The sequence below is a fragment of the Micrococcus sp. ACRRV genome, assembly GCF_022346985.1.
Lineage (GTDB): Bacteria > Actinomycetota > Actinomycetes > Actinomycetales > Micrococcaceae > Micrococcus > Micrococcus porci.
Map to the genome: position 1 here is coordinate 13518 of NZ_JAKRNH010000011.1, position 22431 is coordinate 35948.

At 73.3% G+C, this 22431-nt stretch carries 20 protein-coding genes; 14 read left to right on the forward strand and 6 right to left on the reverse strand.

Annotated features, from left to right (window positions below; all coding sequences use genetic code 11):
• The first annotated feature begins 5 nt into the window (after positions 1 to 5).
• From MHY29_RS02285 to MHY29_RS12445, 5 genes are all read left to right on the forward strand, one after another.
• Complete coding sequence (locus MHY29_RS02285) at positions 6 to 1583, forward strand: long-chain fatty acid--CoA ligase (RefSeq protein WP_239238091.1); 1578 nt, start codon at positions 6 to 8, stop codon at positions 1581 to 1583.
• Positions 1584 to 1739: 156 nt separating this feature from the next.
• The gene (locus tag MHY29_RS02290; protein ID WP_239238092.1) at positions 1740 to 2132 is read left to right on the forward strand and encodes a hypothetical protein; all 393 of its coding nucleotides are present in this window, start codon (positions 1740 to 1742) and stop codon (positions 2130 to 2132) included.
• Positions 2116 to 2787, forward strand: coding sequence for an AraC family transcriptional regulator (locus MHY29_RS02295; RefSeq protein WP_224356264.1), 672 nt, complete (start codon positions 2116 to 2118; stop codon positions 2785 to 2787). The genes MHY29_RS02290 and MHY29_RS02295 overlap by 17 nt, the downstream gene beginning before the upstream one ends.
• A gap of 452 nt (positions 2788 to 3239) precedes the next feature.
• On the forward strand, positions 3240 to 3917 hold the full coding sequence (locus MHY29_RS02300) for a hypothetical protein (RefSeq protein ID WP_224356265.1): 678 nt from the start codon (positions 3240 to 3242) through the stop codon (positions 3915 to 3917).
• Complete coding sequence (locus MHY29_RS12445; protein WP_239238093.1) at positions 3914 to 4714, forward strand: phosphatase PAP2 family protein; 801 nt, start codon at positions 3914 to 3916, stop codon at positions 4712 to 4714. The genes MHY29_RS02300 and MHY29_RS12445 overlap by 4 nt, the downstream gene beginning before the upstream one ends.
• A 6-nt stretch (positions 4715 to 4720) precedes the next feature.
• On the opposite strand, the gene MHY29_RS02310 is transcribed toward MHY29_RS12445, so the two are convergent.
• Complete coding sequence (locus tag MHY29_RS02310) at positions 4721 to 5275, reverse strand: DinB family protein (RefSeq protein ID WP_239238094.1); 555 nt, start codon at positions 5273 to 5275, stop codon at positions 4721 to 4723.
• Between the two features lie 110 nt (positions 5276 to 5385).
• Between MHY29_RS02310 and MHY29_RS02315 the strand changes: the two genes are divergently transcribed.
• The 8 genes from MHY29_RS02315 to MHY29_RS02350 all read left to right on the forward strand — a co-directional run bounded on the left by MHY29_RS02315 (position 5386) and on the right by MHY29_RS02350 (position 12952).
• Positions 5386 to 6147: an SDR family NAD(P)-dependent oxidoreductase gene (locus tag MHY29_RS02315; RefSeq protein WP_239238095.1), complete on the forward strand. Its 762-nt coding sequence runs from the start codon at positions 5386 to 5388 to the stop codon at positions 6145 to 6147.
• A gap of 135 nt (positions 6148 to 6282) precedes the next feature.
• Positions 6283 to 7824 (forward strand): AMP-binding protein, encoded by a 1542-nt coding sequence (locus MHY29_RS02320; protein ID WP_239238096.1) that lies wholly within the window; start codon positions 6283 to 6285, stop codon positions 7822 to 7824.
• A gap of 93 nt (positions 7825 to 7917) precedes the next feature.
• Entirely contained in the window at positions 7918 to 8097 is a 180-nt protein-coding gene (locus MHY29_RS02325) for a hypothetical protein (RefSeq protein WP_239238097.1), read from the forward strand.
• A 6-nt stretch (positions 8098 to 8103) separates the two neighbouring features.
• Positions 8104 to 8859, forward strand: a complete 756-nt coding sequence (locus tag MHY29_RS02330; RefSeq protein ID WP_239238098.1) for an HNH endonuclease signature motif containing protein — start codon at positions 8104 to 8106, stop codon at positions 8857 to 8859.
• Positions 8860 to 8919: 60 nt separating this feature from the next.
• On the forward strand, positions 8920 to 9558 hold the full coding sequence (locus MHY29_RS02335; protein ID WP_239238099.1) for a CoA transferase: 639 nt from the start codon (positions 8920 to 8922) through the stop codon (positions 9556 to 9558).
• Positions 9461 to 9679 (forward strand): hypothetical protein, encoded by a 219-nt coding sequence (locus MHY29_RS02340; protein ID WP_239238106.1) that lies wholly within the window; start codon positions 9461 to 9463, stop codon positions 9677 to 9679. Before MHY29_RS02335 ends, MHY29_RS02340 begins: the two co-directional genes overlap by 98 nt.
• A gap of 578 nt (positions 9680 to 10257) precedes the next feature.
• Positions 10258 to 11733, forward strand: a complete 1476-nt coding sequence (locus tag MHY29_RS02345; protein ID WP_239238100.1) for an aldehyde dehydrogenase family protein — start codon at positions 10258 to 10260, stop codon at positions 11731 to 11733.
• 232 nt (positions 11734 to 11965) lie between these two features.
• The gene (locus tag MHY29_RS02350; protein ID WP_239238101.1) at positions 11966 to 12952 is read left to right on the forward strand and encodes a hypothetical protein; all 987 of its coding nucleotides are present in this window, start codon (positions 11966 to 11968) and stop codon (positions 12950 to 12952) included.
• Between the two features lie 104 nt (positions 12953 to 13056).
• Here the strand turns inward: MHY29_RS02350 and MHY29_RS02355 are convergent, their stop codons facing one another.
• The 5 genes from MHY29_RS02355 to MHY29_RS02375 all read right to left on the reverse strand — a co-directional run bounded on the left by MHY29_RS02355 (position 13057) and on the right by MHY29_RS02375 (position 21790).
• Positions 13057 to 14583, reverse strand: a complete 1527-nt coding sequence (locus tag MHY29_RS02355) for a DUF1846 domain-containing protein (protein WP_224356272.1) — start codon at positions 14581 to 14583, stop codon at positions 13057 to 13059.
• A 65-nt stretch (positions 14584 to 14648) separates the two neighbouring features.
• Entirely contained in the window at positions 14649 to 15662 is a 1014-nt protein-coding gene (locus MHY29_RS02360) for a trimeric intracellular cation channel family protein (RefSeq protein WP_239238102.1), read from the reverse strand.
• Between the two features lie 72 nt (positions 15663 to 15734).
• Positions 15735 to 16631 (reverse strand): trimeric intracellular cation channel family protein, encoded by an 897-nt coding sequence (locus MHY29_RS02365; protein ID WP_239238103.1) that lies wholly within the window; start codon positions 16629 to 16631, stop codon positions 15735 to 15737.
• 32 nt (positions 16632 to 16663) lie between these two features.
• Complete coding sequence (gene purB / locus MHY29_RS02370) at positions 16664 to 18109, reverse strand: adenylosuccinate lyase (protein WP_224356275.1); 1446 nt, start codon at positions 18107 to 18109, stop codon at positions 16664 to 16666.
• A gap of 93 nt (positions 18110 to 18202) precedes the next feature.
• Positions 18203 to 21790 carry a TM0106 family RecB-like putative nuclease gene (locus MHY29_RS02375; protein WP_239238104.1) on the reverse strand — a complete coding sequence of 1196 codons (3588 nt, stop codon included), beginning with the start codon at positions 21788 to 21790 and terminating at the stop codon, positions 18203 to 18205.
• A 179-nt stretch (positions 21791 to 21969) separates the two neighbouring features.
• On the opposite strand from MHY29_RS02375, the gene MHY29_RS02380 reads away from it, so the two are divergent.
• Complete coding sequence (locus MHY29_RS02380; protein ID WP_239238105.1) at positions 21970 to 22386, forward strand: PaaI family thioesterase; 417 nt, start codon at positions 21970 to 21972, stop codon at positions 22384 to 22386.
• Positions 22387 to 22431: the final 45 nt, after the last annotated feature.

A 22431-nucleotide genomic window follows, 5' to 3' on the forward strand; every position in this document is an offset into this window, starting at 1 on the left:
CCACCGTGACCACCTCCGAGACCCCCGACACCTCCACGACCACCCACGGCCGGCCCACCGAGCGCCGGGGCCATGTGGCCGAGCTGCTCTCGGCCACCGTGGCCCGGCAGCCGGATGCCGTGGCCCTGCGGATTGGCGAGGCCCGCATGACCTACCGTGAACTGGACCAGGTCACGGCCGCGACGGCCGGCTGGCTGCGCCGCCGCGGGGTGGGTCCGGGGGACCGGGTGGCCGTGCTGCTGCCCAACGTCCCGGCCTTCGTGGCGGTCTACGAGGCGCTCATGCGTCTGGGCGCGGTGATGGTGCCGCTCAACCCGCTGTTCACCGCCCGTGAGCTGGGGTACTTCCTCGCGGACTCCGGGGCGCGCATGCTCTGGGCCATGCCCGGGCTGCCGGCCGTGGCCGAGGTGGCCGGGAACGTCGACGTCGAGGTGGTCACCCTGGACCTCGAGGCGGTCGGGCGGGAGTGCGCCGCCGAGGGCATCGCCCCGGTCACGGAGATCACCCCGCGCGACCCCGACGACGACGCCGTCCTGCTCTACACCTCGGGCACCACGGGCCGGCCCAAGGGCGCCCGGCTGACGCACACGAACCTGCGTTCCAACGCCATGGCGACGGCGACCGGCCTGGGCCGGCTCGGCCCGGACGACGTCGTGTTCGCGGCGCTGCCGATGTTCCACGTGTTCGGGCTCTCGGTGGTGCTCAACGGCGCGGTGTTCTCCGGGTCCACGCTGTCCCTGATGCCGCGGTTCGAGCCGGAGGCCGCCTACGACCAGCTGCAGGACCACGGCGTCACGTTCCTGCCCGGCGTGCCCACCATGCACGGGGCGCTCCTCACCGTGGCCCGGGCCCGCCGTGAGGCCGGGGCCGAGCCGGCGGACTTCTCCCGGCTGCGCATGCCCCTCTCCGGCGGTGCGAGCCTGCCGGTGGACACGCTGCACGCCGCCGAGAAGCTGTACGGCGTGCCCGTGTTCGAGGGCTACGGGCTGTCCGAGAACGCGGGCGCGTGCTTCTTCAACCCCGTGGACGCGCCGACGCGCCCAGGCACCGTGGGCCGGCCGGTGGACGGCTTCGAGTTCCGGATCGTGGCGATGGACGGCACCGAGGTGCCCGAGGAGGACCTCGAGACCTCCGGTGAGCTGCGCATCCGGGGCGAGGGCATCATGGCCGGTTACTGGGGCCGCCCGGAGGACACGGAGGCGGCGTTCGACGCGGACGGCTGGTTCCGCACCGGGGACATCGCCCGCCGGGACGAGGTCGGGTACGTGATGATCGTGGACCGGCTCAAGGACGTGATCATCCGCGGCGGCATGAACGTGTACCCGCGCGAGGTGGAGGAGGTCCTCTACGAGCACCCGGACGTGGTCGAGGCCGCCGTGGTGGGTGTGCCGGACGAGCGGCTGGGCCAGGAGATCGCCGCCTTCGTCTCGCTGGCCCCGGGCAGCACCGTCACGGGGGAGGAGCTCCAGGCGTTCGCGGCCGAGCGGCTGGCCCGCTACAAGCAGCCGCGGGAGGTGACCGTCCTGGACGGGCTGCCGAAGAACGCCACGGGCAAGATCCTGCGCCGCGAGCTGCGGGGCTGACCCGCGGCCTCCGCTCGCGCCGCCCCACGCGGCCCCGGCTGCCGCTCGCACCGCCCCGGGTCACTCCCCGGTCCGGCCGGCGCTCTACCCTGCCTGCCAGCCCCCGATTGTCAGCACGGTGTTGACAGACATGCTCCTTGCCTCCACGCTGGACCCATGACCAAGTCCTTGATCTCCTCCGCGGTCGTCGTCCTCCTGATCCTCCTCGTCACCGTGCTGACGGACGCCAGCACCTGGCTCGTGGGCCTCCTCTCCGGGCTCGCCTGCCTCGCGGGCGCGTGGTGCGCCCCCCTGTTCCAGTCCGGCAGCCCCTACGGCGGCACCTTCTTCGGCGGTTGGCAGTCCCGGTGGGACGGGCCGAAGGCGGTGCAGCTCCTCGCGGCGGGGGCGGCGGTCGCCGTGAGCGTCGTGCTGAACCTGTTCGGCGGCGGAGTGCCCGCGGTCGTCGGCATCATCGTGGCGCTCCTCGTCGGCGCCCTCATCCCGGTGCCGGGTGACCCGGCCGGTGGCGGCCATGGGGCAGACTCGGAGGATGCCCGACCCGCATGAACTGATCGCCGCGGCCCTGCGTGAACAGGCCGCGGCGGAGCGCCGCCTGCACGGCGCCGTCCAAGCCGCGCGCGACGCGGGGTGGAGTTGGACCCAGGTGGCCGAGGTGCTCGGCGTGACGCGCCAGGCCGCCCATCGCCGCTTCCACGTAGCACCGGCGGTGGCCCTGGACGACGGCGGCGCTCGCGGCGACGGCGTGCCGGCCGACGTCGCTGCTGAGAACGGCCCGGGTGGCGCATCGGATCCCTGGGCTGAGGCGCGGGCCGCCGCGGAGGCCACTGTGGAGGCCTGGCTGCGCGGCGACGTCGCGGCCGTCCATGCCCGCATGACGAGCGCTGCGCGCGCCGGCCTGCCGCAGTCGGCGCTGCGCGGGGTGCTGCTCGAGATCGAGGACCTCTCGGGGGGCCTGCGAGCCGTGCGGGTCACCGGGGTGCACGACCTCGACGGGGAACTGCTGAGCGGGGAGCCCGCGTCGGGCGGCCCGTCTCCGGCCGGCGGCGCGGGCCGGGCGGGACGACGCCGCGCCGTCGTCGTCCGCTGCGTGGTCGCCGGTGAGGACGCGGACCCCGTGGTGCATGTGCTGATCGGTCCGGGCGGGCGGGTGTCCGGGCTGAGCGTCCGGATCTCCGACGAGCTCGAGCAGTGGCCGCTGTGATGCACGAGCATCAGATGCATGCGCACCACGCTGAGCATCGACGACGACGTCGTGAAACAGCTGCGGGAGGACGAGGGCCTGTGAGCGCCGGGTTCCTGGACGTGAACGTGCTGACCGCCCTGGCCCGCCAGGTGACGGACGCCCACCTCCTCGCGCCGGCCAGTCTTCCCGAGCGAACGCCAGCGACTCCTCCACTGTGAACACGCGCGCCACCAACTCGCCCCACAGAGCCGGCGAGGCGCGCGGGTCGAGCCGGCGGTGGGGGCCGTCGTGGGAGGTGGCGGGGCGAGTGCCCGGGCGTGGGGCGCGCCTGCCGACCGCCGACTCGGCCGAAACCGACTCTCCCCTCGTCCACTCGGCCGAAAGCGACCCTACGGCCCCCTCAACGGGGTGCGGTGCGTCGGTTTCGGACGAGTGAGTGCGCGCGGGGGACCGGCCGATAGCCTGGGCGCATGCGCATGACCCCCGCCCGCGTGGCCTCCGCCGCCGTCCTCGCCGTCCTGACCCTCGTGTGCCTGCTGCTCATGCTGGACACCTGGTCCTTCATGGGCGCGCTGCTGGTGTCCCTGATCGGCGCGGTGCTGTTCGTGGCCGGCGCGTGGTTCGCGCCGCTCGCTCGCTCCGGCGACGCCCTGGGGGGCACGCCGCTGCGCCCGTGGCAGGCGGGGTTCGACGGCCCCAAGACCACGCAGGTGGCCGGCGGCGGCCTGGTCGCGCTGCTGGTCGCCCTCGTGACGGGCGGGGCGCCGCTCGTGGGCCCGATCCTCGGCGTGGTGGCCGCGGTGATCGGTGGGCGCTTCCTGCGGATCCCGTCCCACGCGCAGGTCGTGGCGGCGGTGGGCCCGGAGGTGGCCGAGGCCTCGGAGCACCTGCCCGGCGAGCACCACGACGCCGCCCCCGCGGACTCCGTCGCGGACCCGGACACCGATCCGGTCCCCGTCCCCGCGACGGAGGCGGCCGATTCGGAGAAGCCCCGGCACGAGCACGCGGCGGACGTCTCCCCGGAGACGGCCCCGGTGCCCGTGATCCACCCCGCCGACGCCGAGCACCCGCACGGCTCCCACGCCGCGATGGCCCACCCGGACCCCGTGGACGACGTCCCCGGAGACGGCGAGCCGACCACCCGGTGAGGCGCCCCTCGGCTCCCGCGTCGCGCCCCTCGCCCGCGCCGGAGGGATCGTGGCTGTCCCGGCTGTGGGCGGCGCACGCCGCGTTCCTGGTCACCGGGGGCGTGCTCCTGGCGGTGGTCGTCGCGTTCACGTCCCTGGCGGAGGAGGTCTACGACTCCGTCACCGAGGGCGACGGCGTGCCCGCCGTGGACCACCCCGCCCTGCAGGCGGCGATCTCCCTGCGCGGGCCGGTGCTCACAGGCCTGGCGCAGTTCCTGGCCTACGCGGGGGACACCCCGGGGGCGGTCGCCGTCGGGCTGGTGCTGCTGGGGCTGCTCACCCTGGCCCGCCGGGAGGCGACGCCCGCGGTGGTGCTCCTGGGCGGCATGGCGGGGGCGGTGCTGATCACGGTGGTCGGCAAGTCCCACGTGGGGCGGCTGCGCCCGCCCGTGGACGTGGCGCTGCCGCCGATCGTCACCTCGCCCTCGTTCCCGTCGGGGCACACCCTCAACGCGACCGTGCTCATGGCGCTGACGGTGTACCTGGTGGCGATCACCCCGCGCCTGAGCCTGGGCGGCACGCACCGGCGCGCGGTGACGGCGGCCGCCGTCGTCGCCGGCTGCTACGCCGTGCTCATGGGGCTGAGCCGCGTGTACCTGGCGGCGCACTGGCTCACGGATGTGGCCGCCGGGTGGACGGTGGGCCTGGCATGGGCGGCTGCGGTGATGCTCGCGCACCGGGTGTGGCTCACGGTCCAGGACGTCAGGCGGTCCCGCGGACGGACCCCGGCGGCTCCGTCCGCGCCCGACGCCGGCTGACCGGGCTCACTCCCCGGTCTGACCGTCGATCTGCTCCCGCAGCAGGTCCGCGTGCCCGTTGTGCCGGGCGTACTCCTCGATCATGTGCGTGAGGATCCAGCGCAGGGACACGTCCGCGCGCCCGCCCCACGCCGGGTGCGTGGCATCGAGGGCGGCGGGGCCGTCCGCGAGCAGGCGCACGACGACGGCGCGCGAGCGCTCCACCGACTCGCGCCAGAGGTCGCGCACCTCCTCCGCGGAGTCCTGGGCGGCGGAGTGCCAGTCCCAGTCGGCGTCGGCGTCCCAGTCCACGGACACCCACGGCTCGGAGGTCGGCTTCCCGTGGGCGGTGACCTCGAACCAGAAGAACTCCACGAAGGCCAGGTGCTTGAGCATCCCGCCGAGGGTCATCTCGGAGGGGTGACCGTCGAGGCGGCGGCGGAGGGCGGCGTCGTCGAGTCCGGAGGTGCGCCACGCGAAGGTGGCGCGCTGGAAGTCGAGGAAGGCCAGCAGGGTGGCGGCCTCGTCCGCGGCGTGGGGCGGCTCGGGGCGGCCCTGCTCGTCGTAGAACACGGTGGTCATGGGTCGAGCGTACGGGGCGTCCCGGGCCTGGCCACGGGGCGACGGGCGCGGTTGGCTGAGGTGACGGCGTCCGCACCGGGCGCCGGCATCCCCCGTGGAAGGAGCACATCATGGCGGAGTTCCAGGACTTCCAGGACAAGGTCGCGCTCGTGACCGGCGGCGGCTCGGGCATCGGCGAGGCCTGCGCCAAGGATCTGGCGGCGCACGGCGCGAAGGTCGTCGTCTCGGACATCAACCTCGAGGCGGCGCAGCGCGTGGCCGAGGAGATCAAGGCCGCCGGCGGCGAGGCCGCGGCCGTGCAGCACGACACCGCGTCCCCCGAGGACAACCAGAAGGCCGTGCAGTTCGCCGTGGACACCTTCGGCGCGCTGCACCTGGCCGTGAACAACGCGGGCGTCGGCGCCGGCACCGAGGCGGCCGGCGACCTCAAGATCGAGGACTGGGACCGCGTCATCGATATCAACCTCAACGGCGTCCTCTACGGCATGCACTACCAGCTGCCGGAGATCGAGAAGGCCGGCGGCGGCGCGATCGTGAACATGTCCTCCATCCACGGCTCCGTGGCCACGGGCCTGGGCGCCTCCGCCTACACCGCGGCGAAGCACGGCGTGGTGGGCCTGACCAAGCAGGCCGGCGTGGACTACGGGCCGCGCGGCGTGCGCGTGAACGCGGTGGGCCCGGCCTACATCGATACCCCGCTGCTCGCTGGCCTGCCCGACGAGGTGCACGACGCCCTCGTGACCAAGCACCCGATCGGCCGCCTCGGCAAGGCCGAGGAGGTCGCGCACCTGGTGACTTTCCTCCTCAGCGAGAAGGCCTCGTTCATCACCGGCTCCTACCACCTGGTGGACGGCGGCTACACGGCCCCGTGATCCGATCCCGACGACGACGGCGCCCCTCGCCCGCCCGGTGAGGGGCGCCGTCGTCGTGAAGGCCGCCCCCGCCCCTGCGCGCCGTAGTCTGATCCACACCGTCCGCGCCCGACCGACCGTCAGAAGAGGAACCCGATGAACTCCGCCCTCCCCGCCACCGACCCCCACCGCGGGGACGTGTGCGCCCTGCTGGAGGCCGGGCACGACCGCGACCCCCGGGCCGTGGCCTGGCGCGAGGACGGCGTGGACACCACCTACGCCGAGCTGCTCGAGCTGGTCCAGGCCACCGCCGGCGTGCTGCGCAGGCAGGGCGTCGGCCCGGGGGACCGGGTGGCGCTGCTGATGCCCAACACGCTGGCCTTCCCGGCGGTGTACTACGGCGCGCTGTGGCTGGGAGCCGTGGTCGTCCCCCTGAACCCGCTGTCCACGGACCGGGAGCTGGAGTACTTCCTCACGGACTCGCAGGCGGTGCTGCTGTGGAGCATGCGCGGCACGTCGGCCGCTGCGGAGGCGGCCCAGGCAGTGGGCGTGCCGCACCTGCAGTCCTCCCCGGCGGACCTGCGGGACGTCGTGGCCGACGCCGAGCCCGTGCGCGAGCGGACGCCGCGGACGTCCGAGGAGGCCGACGCCGTCGTCATCTACACCTCCGGGACCACCGGGCAGTCGAAGGGGGCACGGCTGTCCCACCGGACGGTGGCGTCCAGCGCGGTGCTGACGTCCGAGGCGCTGGACTGGCTGCAGGCCGGGCATACGGTGCTGGGCGTGCTGCCGTTCTTCCACGTGTTCGGGATGTCCGCGGCGCTGAACATGCCGCTGTACACGGGGTGCCGGAACTCCGTGGTGACCCGGTTCGCGCCGCACACGGCGCTGGAGCAGGTCGTGCGGGACGAGGTGCGGGCCCTGCCCGCCGTGCCGACGATGATCGGCGCCCTGCTGCGGGCGCTCCGGTCCGCCCGCGCCAAGGGACACGACGTGGACCTGTCCGCGCTGCGCTACATCCTCTCCGGCGGCGCCCCGCTGCCGGTGGAGACGCTGCACGAGGCGGAGGAGGAGTTCGGGGTGCCGGTGCGCGAGGGCTACGGGCTCACCGAGTCCTGCGGGCCGGTGTCCTTCAACCCGATGCTGCGCCCCAGCCGCCCGGGCACCGTGGGCCAGCCCCTGCCGGGCGTGGAGTTCCGGCTGGTGACGACGGACGGCGTCGAGGTGCCCGCCGGGGACACCGAGACCCCGGGCGAGCTCCGCATCCACGGGCCGGTGCTCATGACCGGCTACCTGGGCGAGCCGCAGGCGGACGCGGCCTCCTTCGACGACGAGGGCTGGCTGCGCACCGGCGACGTCGCGACCCGGGACGAGGAGGACTACTACCGGATCGTGGGCCGACTGAAGGACATCATCATCCACGGCGGCTACAACGTGTACCCCCGCGAGGTGGAGGAGGCGTTCTACGAGCACCCCGCCGTGACCGAGGCGGCCGTGCTCGGCGTGCCCGACGAGCGGTTCGGCGAGAAGGTCGTGGCCTACGTGGCGCTGCAGGACGGGCCGGAGGTCGAGGTGGCCGAGCTCAACGCGTTCGTGCGGGAGCGCCTGGCGTCCTACAAGTGGCCGTCCCAGGTGACCGTGATGGACGCGCTGCCGAAGAACACGACCGGGAAGATCGTGAAGGACCTGCTGCGGTAGGGGGTGGGGTGGGCAGCTGAGGCTGGGCACGGCTGAACTAGGCTGCCGCAGAGGTGGGTGCAACGAGGCAGCCGCGGGGTGAGGGAGTGACGCGTGGTGGAGCCGGACGGGCTGCGGGAAACGGCCATTCAGTGGTTGATCGAGCGGACGCTGGACCGGCAGGTAAGCCTCACTCGCGAAGACATCGCGGACTTCCGGTTCCAGGGTGAGCCGTTCCGCCTCATCCCCTCGTATCAGGGCATTTGGAAGCCGGCTCGGTTTGAGGCCACGTAGTCCATCGTGACGACGTACCGGGCCCCCGGCCAGGAACGCCCCTACAACGACGCTCTGGGCGAGGATGGGCTGCACCGCTACAAGTGGCGTGGTGACAACCCCAACCATCCTGAGAATGTGGGCCTGCGACGTGCCATGGAGCGGCAGCTGCCCATCATGTGGTTCACGGGTGTGGGTGGAAAGCCGCCGCAGTATCAGGTGACGGCGCCGGTCTACATCGTGAATGAAGAGCGTGACCGTCAGCAGTTTGTTCTCGCCCCGTTAGAGGATGCCAGCGAGATTCCCGAGCGCGGCGAGGGCTCGGAAATGGTCACGGCCCTGCGGCGCTACATGAAGCGCGAAACCGTGGTGCGACTGCATCAGCCGGTTTTCCGCTCCACCGTTCTCGTGGCCTATGAGGACCACTGCGCGGTCTGCAATTTCGCCCATTCCGAGCTGCTCGATGCCGCACACATCGTCCCTGACTCCGAGGAGGAGGGCGTCCCCGACGTCACCAACGGCATGGCGCTGTGCAAGATCCACCATGCTGCGTTTGATCGGCGGTTCCTCGGGATCCGGCCAACCAAGGACGTGCCCGTCGTCGAAATCCGCCAGGACCTGCTGGACGAGGTGGATGGACCGATGCTGCGCCACGGGCTGCAGGAGCTGCACGGCAAGCCGTTGATGAAGGTGCCGAGTCGGCGGGCGGATCGCCCCGGCACCGACAAGCTCGTCTGGGCGTACGAGCGGTTCCTGAACGCCACTGCAGCCGACGTCGCCTGACCGCCTGTCACATTCGCCCCGCCCCTGGCCTTCGCGCGCCCCTCATAACCACCATGAGTGATGCGCGTCACTCCGCCCCTCGCCGGCCTCGCCGCGCTCACGATCGCCCTGAACCTGCCCCGGCCCGGCTGCAGGAGCTGGGGGCCGACGTCGCCACGTGCTCCCGCCCGCCGGCGACCCCATGGCGCAGATGAGCCCGTCCCACTACGCGGACCTGCACGAGGGGCAGCGCGTGGTCACCCTGGACCTCAAGACCGACGCCCGCGCGTCTACCAGGTGGACGTCGTCGGGTTCGCGGGGGAGCGCGCCGGCGTCCCCGGCCACGACCTCACCTACCAGGCCGAGACCGGCCTGCTCCTCTCCGGGGAGAGCCAGACCCCCACCCTGCCGCGCGCCCTCGTCGCGGACATGCCCGGCGCCGAGCAGGCCGTCAGCACCGCCCCCGCCCTGCTCCTCGCCCGGGACCGCGCCGGCCGCGACGCCCCCGGAGGCCACGCCCGCGTGTCCCTCGCGGAGGCCGCGGCCGCCGTCGGGATCCCCTCCCGCCACGGGCTGCTCGCCCCCCGACGCCCTCCTCGGCGGCGGTACCCCCTACTATGCCGTGTACCGGGCGGCCGAGGGCCACGTGGCCGTCGGCGCCCTCGAGCCCCACTTCTCCGACACCCTGCGCGCCGAGCTGGACCTGCCCGCCGGCGCTGACGACCTCGCGGCCGCCCTATCCGCCGCCCTCACCGCGCGCCCGGCCCGGGACTGGCAGGAGTGGGGCGAGGAGCGCGGCATCCCCACTGGCCGAGGTGCGGTGAACGGCCAGCCCCGCTGAACGGCCAGCCGCACTGAACGGACGAGCCCCGCAGAGCAGACGATTCAGGCGGTGGAGACCGTTCCGTCTGCGGGGCTCGTCGCCAGGGGAGGGGACGCGGGAGCCTCAACGGCGCGGCCCGGCCCGGCCCGACACCGAACGGAGCACCGGAACGAAGGTGCACCACCGTGAAGACCGCCGGGTCCCTCGCCACCGCCCTCCCAGACCGGCCTGACCATCACGGAGGTGGAGCTCCGCGACGTCCGCGCCGAGGCGAGCTTCGACATCGGCTCCACCCTGCCCAAGGGCAACACGATCACGACGACCGTGGAGGGCGAGCCCATCCCCGCCGTGTTCATCCCGCGCCTCACGGACCTGCCCCGTCGACCAGATCAACCAGGCGTTCGCGGGCTCCGCGACGGGCGGGACCGTCAAGCCCGTTGTGGTCGTCGGCCAGGCATGCCCCCCCGCACCGTCCCGACGGCTGGGCCCCGGAACCCTCCCCGAGAACTCCCAGCCCCGCGCCCCTCGGCAAGCCCCGTCTGGGAGGTGTGGGCTGTGGAACAGACATCCCGCACGTCTCGCAAAGGAGCATCATCATGACCCCCACCACCCACGCCTCCGGCACGTTCCTCGGCAACGACGTCGACAAGCAGTTCATCGCCGGCCAGTGGCGCGACGGCGCCGCCGGCAGCACGAAGCAGGACGTGAACCCGTACGACGACTCTGTGGTCGCCGAGTTCGCCCTCGCCTCCGAAGCGGACCTCGACGAGGCCTACCGCTCCGCCGCCGAGGCTCAGAAGGGGTGGGCGGAGACCGGGCCGAAGGAGCGTGCCGCCGTCATGCGCCGCGCCGCCGAGCTGCTCGAGGAGCACCGCGACGAGGTCGTGGACTGGCTCGTGCAGGAGGCCGGCTCCACGGTGATCAAGGCGAACATCGAGGTCTCGCTGGCCATCGCCATCACCGAGGAGGCCGCCACGTTCCCCACGCGCGTGCACGGCAAGATCTTCGACTCCAACACCCCGAACCGCGAGTCCCGCGTCTACCGCTCGCCCATCGGCGTCGTCGGCGTGATCTCCCCCTGGAACTTCCCGCTGCATCTGTCCCAGCGCTCCGTCGCACCCGCGCTGGCGCTGGGCAACGCCGTCGTCATCAAGCCCGCCTCGGACACCCCGGTGACCGGGGGCACCCTGATCGCGCGCCTCTTCGAGCAGGCCGGTCTGCCCGCGGGCGTGCTGTCCGTGGTGGTGGGCGCCGGCTCCGAGGTCGGCGACGCGTTCGTGAAGCACCCCGTGCCGCGCCTCATCTCCTTCACCGGGTCCACCCCGGTGGGCAAGCAGGTGGCCGCCAACGCCGTGCTGGGCGAGAACATCAAGAAGGTCGCGCTCGAGCTCGGCGGCAACGCCCCGCTGGTGGTGCTCGACGACGCCGACCTGGACACCGCCGTGGAGCAGGCTGTCACGGGCGGCTACCTGCACTCGGGGCAGATCTGCATGTCCACGCAGCGCGTGATCGTCGACGCGAAGGTCTACGACGAGTTCCCGCCGAAGTACGAGCAGGCCGTGAAGGCGCTCAAGGTGGGCGATCCGCGGGGTGAGGGCGTGCTGGTGGGCCCGATCATCAACGACTCCCAAGTGGAGGGCCAGCAGAAGAAGATCGCCTCGGCCGAGGCCGACGGCGCGCGGGCGCTGGTCGGCGGCGAGGTCGAGGGCCGCGTGGTCCCGCCCTTCGTGTGGGTGGACGTGGACCCGGACATGGAGATCGCCAAGGAGGAGATCTTCGGTCCCATGACCGTGGTCCTGAAGGCCCGGGACGAGGAGCACGCCCTCGAGCTGGCCAACCACCACGAGTTCGGCCTGTCCTCGTCCGTGTTCACGCAGGACACGGGCCGCGGCGTGCGGTTCGCCCAGCGGGTGGCCGCCGGCATGACGTTCGTGAACGAGATGACCGTGCAGGACGAGGCTCACGTGGCCTTCGGCGGCGCGAGGAACTCCGGCCTGGGCCGCTTCAACGGCGAGTGGGCCATCGAGGAGTTCACCACCGACCACACGATCGGCGTGACGACCGTGGGCTGAGCAGGGAGAAGGCTCCGGCGTCAGGCTGACTGCCCCCGCGGCGCCCGGCACCTCCCTGCCCTGACGAGCCCCGCGTACGCGACGGATTTCGGTCACGGAACTGTCGCGTACGCGGGGCTCGTCCTGTGGGGAAGGGGGTGAGGGTCCTGCACAGGTCGATCCACCCCTGCGGCTGCCCCCAGATCGCACCGGCGCACGACTGTGTCGGCCGCAGCCCCGCCACGCTGGGTCCATGGCAGACCCCTCCCGCGCGACCCCGCCGCGCCTCGCCACCACCGCGACGCTCCGGAGCCGGGGCGTCGCCCCGTGGGAGCTGCGCCGACGGGAGTACACGGACCGTGGGCGCTCGCTGTGGGGCGCCGCGGGCGTCGAGTTCACCCTCCTGGACCACGTGCGGGCCCTGCAGGAACTCCACCCGACGGGGGTCTTCTCGCACGCCACCGCCGCGAGGCTGTGGGGGATGTGGCTGCCGCGGGACCTGCTGCAGGAGCCGTCCGTGGACATCGCCAAGGTGAAGGGCCGCGGCGGGTGGCCGAGCAGGGAGGGCATCCGGGGGCACCACCTCGATCCGGCTGCTCAGGTGGTGCGGCTCCACGGGGTCCGCGTCACCTCCCCTGCATGGACGTGGGTCGACCTCGCGGCGCGTCTCAGCGTGGAGGACCTCGTCGTGGCGGGGGACAGCCTGCTGCCGGACGAGCACGGCGCCACCGCGCGATCCCTCGGGCGACTCCCCTGCCGCGCCTCGACCGTGGCCGAGCTGCGCCGCACGGCCGCCACCCGGAAGAACGTGCGCGGCGTGGTGAGGGACCGCCACGTCGTCGGCCTGCTGCGCGAGGGGGTCGACTCGCCTGCCGAGTCGCGACTGCGGCACCGGATCGTGGAGGCCGGATTCCCGGAGCCGGAGGTGAACCCGGCGCTCCGTCTGCACGACGGCCGGATCGTCCGTCCGGACCTCTGCTGGAGGGCGCTGCGGATGTGCCTCGAGTTCGACGGAGACCACCACCGCACGGAGAGGGCGCAGTGGCAGGAGGACCGGGCCCGCCGCCGGGGCCTCGAGGCCGACGGCTGGAGTGTCACATGGGTGGCGGGGGAGGTGTTCACGCGCGCGGGGTGGGGCCGCTTCCGCGGCGACCTCGCCGCCACCATGCGGCGTCAGGCCCACCAGGAGGGGGTGGTCCTGCCGCCGTCGCTGCCGGGGGAGGAGGCGTCGTCGTGGTGATCCGGCCCGGAACGCGGACGAGCCCCGCGTACGGGACGGTTTCCGGTCACGGAACCGTCCCGTACGCGGGGCTCGTCGCTCGCGGGGGGGCAGGGGGCGCAGGGTCACCGCTTCCGGTACAGCCCCTTCTTCTGGAACACGGGCTCGCTGGTCACCAGCATCCCGAGGCTCCGGAAGATCCCCTCGTCCACGGAGCCGAGGATGGTGGTGGTGTGCACGTCGCAGCCCTCGAGGCTGGCCAGCTGCTCGACGGCTGCCTTCGCGTTCTCATCGGTCGCCGCGGACACGGACAGCGCGATCAGCACCTCGTCCGTGTGCAGGCGCGGGTTCTTCGAGCCGAGGTGCTGCGTCTTGAGCGTCTGGATCGGCTCGATGGATGCGGGGGAGAGCAGGTGCGCGTCGTCGTCGATGCCGGCCAGGACCTTGAGCGCGTTGAGCACCATCGCGGCGGAGCAGCCCAGGAGCTCGGAGGTCTTGCCGGTCACGATCGTGCCGTCGGCCAGCTCCAGGGCGGCGCCCGGCTCCCCGGTGCGCTCGGCCACCAGCTGCGCGGCACCCACCACCGGGCGGTCCTCCGAGCTCAGACCCAGCTTGGACATCACCAGGGCTGCGCGCTCGGACTCGGTGTCGTCGGCGCCCTCGAGGGCTTCGTTCACCTGCGCCTTGTAGTAGCGGCGGATGATCTCCTGCTCCGCGGCGGCCCGGCACACGGCGTCGTCCACGATCGCGGCGCCGGCCATGTTCACGCCCATGTCCGTGGGGGACTTGTACGGGGTGGTGCCGGTGACCTTCTCCAGCAGCGCGGAGAGCAGCGGGAACACCTCGACGTCGCGGTTGTAGGACGTCACCTTCTCGCCGTACTCGGCCAGGTGGAACGGGTCGATCAGGTTGATGTCGTCCAGGTCCACGGTCGCGGCCTCGTAGGCGGCATTCACGGGGTGCTCGAGCGGCAGGTTCCAGATCGGGAACGTCTCGAACTTGGCGTAGCCGGCGGGGATGCCGCGCTGGCGGTCGTTGTACACCTGGCTCAGGCACGTCGCGAGCTTGCCGGAGCCCGGGCCCGGGGCGGTCACGACGACGAGGTCTCGCGTGGTCTCCGACCACTCGTTGGCGCCAAAGCCCTGCTCCGAGACGATCGTGGCCATCGCGTGCGGGTAGCCGGGGATCACGCGGTGGCGGGCGACCTTCAGACCGAGGCGCCCGAGCTTCTCGATGAACGCCAGGGCCAGGTGGTTGGAGTCCTCCAGCTGCGTCACGACGACGTGCTCCACCAGGAAGCCGCGCTCGCGGAACACGTCCACGAGGCGCAGGACGTCCTCCTCGTAGGTGATGCCGAGGTCGGCGCGGACCTTGTTGCGCTCGAGGTCCTTGGCGTTGAAGCAGACGAGGATCTCGGTCTCGTCCTTGATGCGGTCCAGCATCGCGATCTTGTTGTCCGGGGTGAAGCCGGGCAGGACGCGGGAGGCGTGGAGGTCGTCGAAGAGCTTGCCGCCCATCTCCAGGTAGAGCTTCCCGCCGAGCTGGCGGCGGCGCTCCTGGATGTGCTGGGACTGGAGGGCGATGTACTGCTCGCGGTCGAACCCGAGGGGGCGCGAGATCTTCTGGGGGGCCATGTCAGCGGTGCCGGTCATGGACCTCCAGCATAGACCTGTTCGCGGGGTGCGCGTGCGCGGCCCGGCATCGGGCCCCGCATCCCTCATTCCCTCGGGTCCTCGGGGTCGTCCGCGATCCAGTCGTGTTCGGGGTCGTCGAAGCTGCGTGTGCGCCCGGTGCGCAGGTCGGTGACGTCCATGACGCCGGTGCCGCGGTCCAGGCGCACCTGCTGGTGCGAGGCGGGGTCGACGACGGTGATCGTCTGGGTCTGCGGGTCGTAGTCGTCCACCCGCACCTGGTCCTCGTACTCCTGCCGCGGTCCGTAGGACCCGTGCGTGTCGTCGTCGGGGAAGGCGGGGGCGCCGGGGGCGCGCAGCCGGCGCTCGAGGGTGCGCTCCACCCGGCGGGCGGCCGCCTCCTGCGCCTGCGTGGCCAGGCGCCGCAGACGTTCGAGGGACTCCTTGTCCTGGGAGATCTCCGCGCCGAAGAACCGCCACTGGTAGCGGTAGGCGATCATCCGCACCGCGAAGATCAGGAACGCGATGAGGAAGCCCGTGAACGCGTTGAGCGCGCCGTTCATCGCCACCACGGTCGCCAGCACCGCGCCCAGGAACGTGGGGAGCACGTAGACGCCGCGGGGGTCGAAGATGGACGGGACCTCGTTGGCGACGATGTCCCGCAGCACGCCGCCGCCGAGCGCCGTGACCATCGCGATCACCACCGTGGACACCGGGTGCACGCCCATCGAGTGCGCCAGCAGGACGCCGGACACCGTGAAAAGGGCGAGCCCGGCGGCGTCGAACAGGGTGATGGTCAGGTTCAGCCGGTTCGGGTGGATCAGCTTGACGTACACGAGCAGGGAGACGAGCACCGGCGGGGCCAGGTAGACCGGGCTCTCCAGGGACGCGGGCAGACCGCGGTCCAGCAGGATGTCCCGCGTGAAGCCGCCGCCCAGCCCGGCCAGCAGGGACAGCGCCATCGAGCCCACCAGGTCGAACTGCTTGCGGGCCGCCAGCAGCGCCCCCGAGGTGGCGAAGAAGAAGATCCCGATCAGGTCCAGGGTCGTGAGCAGCCACGGGACGTCGGTGAGGGTGGCGAAGAACTGCTGCACGTCCACGGCGGCTCCTTCCGTCGGGTCCGGGGATTCACCGGCCATTGTCCCGTGCGGCCCGCGCGGTGGCTCGTTTGTTCACCCGGGTGTCCCCGGGGGGACGCCCTCGTCGGCGCCGGGCGTCTCCTCGTTCACCGGGGGGCCGTCCTCGCCGGGGTCGGCGGGCGGCCCGTCCTTGCCCTTGCGGTCGCGGATGTCCGGCACGGGCGGCTCGTCGTGCGGATCCAGGCGCTGGCGCTGGGTCTCCCCCGAGATCTCGGCCCCCGGGGCGAGCCACTCCCTGCGCAGCGACACCACGCGCAGCACGAGCACGAGCACCATCACCGCCGCCGAGGTCAGCGGGTTCAGGAGCTCCGCCTGGCCGAGGGCCGCCGTCGTGCCCGCGCCGAGGATGGCCGGCAGCGCGTACCAGCCACGCCCGCCGAACACGGCGGGCGGTTCCCCGGCGACGACGTCGCGCAGGATGCCGCCGCCGACGGCGGTCACCAGGCCCAGCACCGCGGCGGCGACCGGGCTCAGGCCGGCGAGCAGGGCGATGCGCGTTCCCACCACGCAGTACACGGCCAGGCCGACGGCGTCGAAGGCCATGACGGCGTGGTGGCCGCGCTCGCCGTCGAAGATCCGGAGGAACACCGCCAGCGACGCGACCGCCGGCAGGATCAGGTACCAGGGGTTGTCGAAGGCGGCGGGCACGTCCCGGCCGACCACGAGGTCACGGACGACGCCGCCGCCCGTGCCCACCATGAGGGCCAGCAGCAGGGAGCCGACGATGTCGTAGCCCTTGCGCACGGCAAGGACGGCGCCCGAGATCGCGAAGAAGAACACGCCCACGAGGTCCACGGCGGTGATCGCCGCGGTGATCGCGTCGGCGAGCTCGCCGTGCGCGTCGATCGGCTCGGGCACGTCCCGTTCGAGCTCGGCGGGGTCCTTGGGGGCGGCGGACAGCAGCCACACGGGGAGAAGCGGAAGCAGCACCCGCCCATCGTCCCCCGTCAGGCGGCCCCGGGTCAGCCCTGGGCCGAGGCCGGCCCGAACTCCTTGGCCAGCTCCGACGCCACGCCGGTGTACCCGGCCGGGGTCAGCTCCAGCAGGCGCGCCTGGGCGCCCTCGGACAGGCCGAGGCCCTGCACGAACTCGCGCATGCGCGCCCCGTCCACGCGATGGCCGCGGGTCAGCTCCTTGAGGCGCTCGTAGGGGTTGTCCATGCCCTCGACGCCGGCGATCGCCTCGGCGCGCATCACGGTCTGGACGGCCTCGCCGAGCACCTCCCAGTTCGTGTCGAGGTCCTCGGCCAGCACGGGCTCGGCCACCTGGAGCTGGCCCATGCCCTTGGTGACGTTGGTCAGGGCGAGCACCGAGTGGCCGAGGGCCACGCCGATGTTGCGCTGCGACGTCGAGTCCGTGAGGTCGCGCTGCCAGCGGGACTCCACGAGGGTGGCGCCCAGCGAGTCGAGCAGGGCGCAGGAGAGCTCGAGGTTGGCCTCCGCATTCTCGAAGCGGATCGGGTTCACCTTGTGCGGCATGGTGGAGGATCCGGTCGCGCCGGCCACGGGGATCTGCGCGAAGTAGCCGATGGAGATGTAGCTCCACACGTCCACGCAGAAGCCGTGGAGGATCCGGTTGAAGCGCGCGACGTCGGCGTACAGCTCCGCCTGCCAGTCGTGGGACTCGATCTGGGTGGTCAGCGGGTTCCAGGTGAGGCCCAGGTGCTCCACGAAGGACCGGGACAGGGCCGGCCAGTCCGCGTCCGGGGCGGCGGCGAGGTGGGCGGCGTAGGTGCCGGTGGCGCCGTTGATCTTGCCCAGGTACTCCTGGCCGGCGATGCGCCGGGTCTGACGGGTCAGACGGTGCACGAACACGGCCATCTCCTTGCCCAGCGTGGTGGGCGTGGCCGGCTGCCCGTGCGTGCGGGAGAGCATGGGGGTCTCGGCGGCCTCGGCGGCCATCGCGGAGACGGTGGCCACGGCGGCGCGGGCGGCCGGCAGCCAGACCTGCTCGACGGCGTCGCGCACACCCACCGCGTAGGCGAGGTTGTTGATGTCCTCCGAGGTGCACGCGAAGTGCACGAGCGGCTTCAGCCGGCCCAGGCCCAGCCCCTCGAGGCGGTCGGCGATGAAGTACTCGACGGCCTTCACGTCGTGCACCGTGACCTTCTCCGTGGCCGCCAACTCGGACACGGACTCCGCGTCGAAGTCCGTGACGATCGCCCGCAGGCCCGCCTGCTGCTCAGCCGTGAGCGGCTCGAGACCCGGCAGCACGCGGTGCTCGGCCAGGTGGATGAACCACTCGACCTCCACGTGGATGCGGTTGCGGTTCAGCGCCGCCTCGGACAGGTGCTCCACGAGCGGCTCCACCGCCGCACGGTAGCGGCCGTCCAGGGGGCCGAGGGCGATGCCGGCCTCGGCGAGGGAACGGCGGTGGGCGGTGGACGCGGGCGCGGGCTGCGAGGTCATGGCCCCCATTCTGGCATCGGCGGCGGCCGCCCCGGGCTGTGCACGGGTGCGCGACGCGCGGCCGCCCGGCGATCCGTCAGGCCCCGGGGAGGGTCACGGCTGCAGCAGCCGGAGGAACGCGCCGATCAGGGGCAGGTCCGCCGGCGTCGTGGGCAGGGCGTCCGCCAGGGCGGGGGAGTGCACCAGGTAGGCGGCCCACTGCCCGCGGGAGAGGGACACGTTCAACCGGTTCCGGTTGAGCAGGAAGTCGAGCCCGCGCGGGACGTCCAGGGCGCTGGATGCCGCCATGGTCAGGATCGCCACCGCGGCCTCCCGCCCCTGGAACCTGTCCACCGTGCCGACGGTGGTGCCCTGCAGCCCGGCGTCGTCCAGGGCCGCGCGCACGGTGGCCACCTGCGCGTTGTAGGGCGCGACGACGATCACGTTCTCCGGCGTGAGCGGCCGCGGCTCCTCCCCGGCGCCGGGGGTCCAGGCGCGTCCCACGAGGTCCTCGATGATCTCGACGACCCGCCTCGCCTCCTCCGTGGACGACACCGCGTTGCCGGTGTGCTCCACGGGCACCGGGTGCAGCCCCGGGGCGATGCCCTCCAGATGGCGGGCGTCTGTGGCCTCCGACCTCGAGCGCAGCTGGCCGTCGTAGGAGAGCCGCGAGACCGGCGCGGTCAGGGCCGAGTGCATGCGCCACGTGGTGTCCAGGAAGAAGCCGCGCTCGGGCGGGAGCACCTCTTCGCCCGGCTCCATGAGCCAGCCCAGGGCGGCGTCCCCGATCGGCTGGGGGTGCGTGCCCTGGGAGACCTGCGGCAGCTGCTGCGGGTCTCCCAGCAGCAGGACCGTGCGGGCGGTGGCAGCGGCGGCCAGGGTCATGGCCAGGGAGAACTGTCCGGCCTCGTCGATCACCAGCAGGTCCAGGTCCGGGGCCTTCGGGTGGGCGAACGTCCAGGCGGTGCCGCCGAGCACGTGGCCCGGCTGGGACAGGTGCTCGAAGGCGTCCCCCCGGTCGTCCAGGACGGTCCAGGGGTGCTCGCGGTCCTCGCCGCCGCGCGGCTTCTCCTTGCCCACGTGCCCGGCGGGCACGCCCACGGCCACGAGCTTGGCCAGGAAGTTCTCCACCACGGCGTGCGACTGCCCCGTCACCCCGATGCGCCAGCCGCGGGAGGCCAGCTCCTTCACGGCGTGGCTGCCCACGTGGGTCTTGCCGGTGCCGGGCGGGCCCTGCACGGCCACGTAGGAGCCCCGCGCGGAGACGAGGGCCTCCACGAGGGCGTCGGCGCCCTCGAGCCGCCCGGCGCGGGCATCGGCCGTGATCTGCGCGAGCGGCCGGCCGGCGGTCTCGGGGACGCGCCGGGCGAGGATGTCGAACGCCGCCGTGGGGGCGGCGCCCTCCTCCGGCCGGGGCAACGCGCCGAGCGCCCGGGCGCGGAGGCCGTCCTCGCGGATGCGCTCCTGCAGGGTGGCCGAGGGGATCACGGTGTGCGCGAACGCGGCCATCGGGAGTTCGGGGTGGGGCTCGGCGTCGAGCGCGACCTTCTCCCGCAGCCGCAGCGTGGAGGTGCCGTCCGGATGGTCCTCCACGTCCTCGACGACCGCGGCCGCGCCCACCCAGCGCACGGCGTTGGGCTGCAGGCCCTCCACCCGTCCGGCGGGCACGTCCTCGTAGACGGTCTTGGCCTCGGCGCCCGGCGTGAGCTGGGTGCCGGCCTCCAGCCGGCCGGTCACGCGGAGGACGCGCTGCCGGGTGCGCGCCCGCGACGACGGCCGGTGCCAGTCCTCCGCGACGTCCACGCGGTCCGCCACGACGTTCGCACGGGGGTCCTGCCACTCGTCCACGGGGGAGATCCCCCGGTCGAAGAACGCCCACCACATCGGCTTGGCCTCGCGCCGGAAGAAGCCCAGGCCGGCGGCGAGCATCGCCAGGCCCAGAGTCTCGTCGTCGCCGTCCGCGGGGTCCGCGGGGACCAGGTCGAGGAGGGCCTGCTCGAGGGCGGCGTCCTCATCCGTGGCGGCCGGTGCGTCCTCGCCCGCCTCGGCCGGCTCCCCGGCATCCACCGCGACCCCGGTCGACGCCCCGCCGACCTGGCCGAGCAGCCAGTCCCGCAGGCGCGCGGTCGAGACGCAGTCGTACCGGTTGTAGTCCTCGATGCCCGCGCGCAGCCGGGCGGCCTCCGCCGCGGCGTCGCCGTCCCCCTCCCCGGCCCGCTCGACCTGCTCGGCGTAGGCGTGGTACTCCGTCACCGAGTCGGCGGCGGTGGTCACGCCGTCCTCGGCCCGGTGGTCGGCGCCCATGTAGAGCGGCTCGAGCTTCTTGATCGAGTAGCTGGGCACGCCCGCACGCAGGCTCGCCCGCACGGTGGCGTAGAGGTCCACGAACAGGCCGGCGCGCAGCCAGTCGTCCAGCTCCGCCTCGCCGACGCCGTGGCGCACCGTCAGGCGCTTGAGCGCCGTGACCTCGTACGCGGCGTAGTGGTAGATGCGCATGCCCGGGTGCACCGCGCGGCGCGCCTCCACGAATCGCACGAACTCCTCGAGCGCCGCCTTCTCCTCGGCCCGGGTGTCCGCCCACAGGCCCGTGAAGCGGAACTGGTCGAACCCCGTGTCCTCGGTGGTCCGGCCGGGCGCGGCCTCCACCCAGCCCCACAGGTACTCCAGGCCCTCCATGTCCCCGCGCGGGGAGACCCAGAGCGGGTCCCCCTCGAAGTCGAAGAACAGGTCGCCGGCGTCGGGGGCGGGCAGGGCGCGCACGGGCGCCGGGTCCACGATCCGGTGCGGCGGCACCCCGTCCGCGCCTGCCGGCTCCAGCTGCGCGGCCGCCTGGTCCCGCAGCGCCTCCCACGTCCGCCGGGACATGCCCTCCGGAGGCGCCGTGGACGCCGCCAGCTCCTCCACCGTGCGCACCCCGGCCGCGCGGAGCCGGGTCCGCTGCACGCGGGTGGCGCCGGCGGTGAGCAGCACGTCCCGGTGCTCGGCGATCGCCTCCTCGCACCACCGGCACTGCCCGCACACCGCGTGCCGCTCGTCCCCCCATGCGACCGGCGTCCCCTCCGTCACGTGCGTGCGCAGCACGCGCTCCAGGCGGGCGCGCTGGTGCCGGTACACGGGGATGACCTCGGCCAGGTCCACGGTGTGCCTGGCGCCGTCGCCCAGCCACAGGGCGCCGTGCCGGGTGCGCGGCACGCCCATCCCGTCCAGCAGGTCCGCGTAGGCCGCGATCTGCAGCAGCGCCGTGACCCGCGCGTGCCGGGCCAGCTTGGTGTCCACCACCTGGTAGGCGCCCTCGGGGTGCTCGGGGGTGGGCTCGCGCACCAGGAAGTCCGCCAGGCCGCCGAAGGAGCCGTCGTGCAGCATCGCCTGGAACACCACCGCCGCTCCTGACGCCAGCGCCTGCCGCGTGCGCTCGGCCGCCGCCGCGATCCCCTCCGGCGTGTACGGGCTGGGCCGCTCCAGCACGACGACGCCGCCCGCTCCGTGCTCGGCGACCAGCGCGTCCAGCGTGCGCGCCTCGTGCGCGTCCCCGAGGGCGGACACGCGCGCCAGGAACGCGTCGTCCTCCGGGGCCCCGTCGGCGCGCCCCAGCTTCGGGTCCACGGCCCCGCGCAGCCAGCCGTACTCGCACGTGGCGGCGGCCGTGATGTCGGAGGGGCTGAGGAGGAAGGACGCGGGATCCACGGGGGAGAAGCTCGCCATGGGCACAGCCTAGGCAGAGGGGTGGACGCGGTACGGGGAGGCCCGCCGTCGTCCTCCGCGTCGCCCGGCACCCGTCACATGCCGGCCCTGACTTGACGCAGGTCACACGGAGAGCGTTACCTAATGATCGTTCAGTAATTCCCGACGCGGCCCCGCCGCGCCCCGGACGTGAGGCGCCCATGACCGAGACCCCGCACCATCCCGCGCTCGTCGGCGACCGCGTGGCCGAGTGGCTCGGCGTGAGCCTCGAGGTCGCGGAGGCCGGCCACGCCCGCATCCGCATGACCCTCGGCGAGGAGCACCACAACGCCTTCGGCATGGCCCACGGCGGCGTCGTCTTCGCGTTCGCGGACTGCTGCTTCGCGCTGACCTGCAACGACCCCGCCTCGGACGGCTCCACCCTCACCGTGGCCTCCGGCGTGGACGTGAACTTCCTGTCCGGCACCCGCGCCGGCCAGACCCTGATCGCCGAGGGCCGGCTGGTGGCCTCCACCGGCCGCTCGGCCGTCTACGACATCACCGTGACCACCGACGACGGCACCCCGGTCGCGGCCTTCCGCGGCCGCTCCCGCACCGTCACCGTGAAAGGCGTGTGACCGGCCCCGCCGCCGCGCACCCGGCCGACCAGACCCGACCCGACC

Coding starts and splice junctions, on each gene's coding strand:
- MHY29_RS02380 (WP_239238105.1), top strand. CDS start 21,970: ATGACCGAGACCCCGCACCATCCCGCGCTCGTCGGCGACCGCGTGGCC.
- MHY29_RS02310 (WP_239238094.1), bottom strand. CDS start 5,275: ATGACCACCGTGTTCTACGACGAGCAGGGCCGCCCCGAGCCGCCCCAC.
- MHY29_RS02355 (WP_224356272.1), bottom strand. CDS start 14,583: ATGACCGGCACCGCTGACATGGCCCCCCAGAAGATCTCGCGCCCCCTC.
- MHY29_RS02295 (WP_224356264.1), top strand. CDS start 2,116: ATGCCCGACCCGCATGAACTGATCGCCGCGGCCCTGCGTGAACAGGCC.
- MHY29_RS02335 (WP_239238099.1), top strand. CDS start 8,920: ATGCGCGTCACTCCGCCCCTCGCCGGCCTCGCCGCGCTCACGATCGCC.
- MHY29_RS02350 (WP_239238101.1), top strand. CDS start 11,966: ATGGCAGACCCCTCCCGCGCGACCCCGCCGCGCCTCGCCACCACCGCG.
- MHY29_RS02375 (WP_239238104.1), bottom strand. CDS start 21,790: ATGGCGAGCTTCTCCCCCGTGGATCCCGCGTCCTTCCTCCTCAGCCCC.
- MHY29_RS02320 (WP_239238096.1), top strand. CDS start 6,283: ATGAACTCCGCCCTCCCCGCCACCGACCCCCACCGCGGGGACGTGTGC.
- MHY29_RS02345 (WP_239238100.1), top strand. CDS start 10,258: ATGACCCCCACCACCCACGCCTCCGGCACGTTCCTCGGCAACGACGTC.
- MHY29_RS02300 (WP_224356265.1), top strand. CDS start 3,240: ATGCGCATGACCCCCGCCCGCGTGGCCTCCGCCGCCGTCCTCGCCGTC.
- MHY29_RS02315 (WP_239238095.1), top strand. CDS start 5,386: ATGGCGGAGTTCCAGGACTTCCAGGACAAGGTCGCGCTCGTGACCGGC.
- purB (WP_224356275.1), bottom strand. CDS start 18,109: ATGACCTCGCAGCCCGCGCCCGCGTCCACCGCCCACCGCCGTTCCCTC.
- MHY29_RS02290 (WP_239238092.1), top strand. CDS start 1,740: ATGACCAAGTCCTTGATCTCCTCCGCGGTCGTCGTCCTCCTGATCCTC.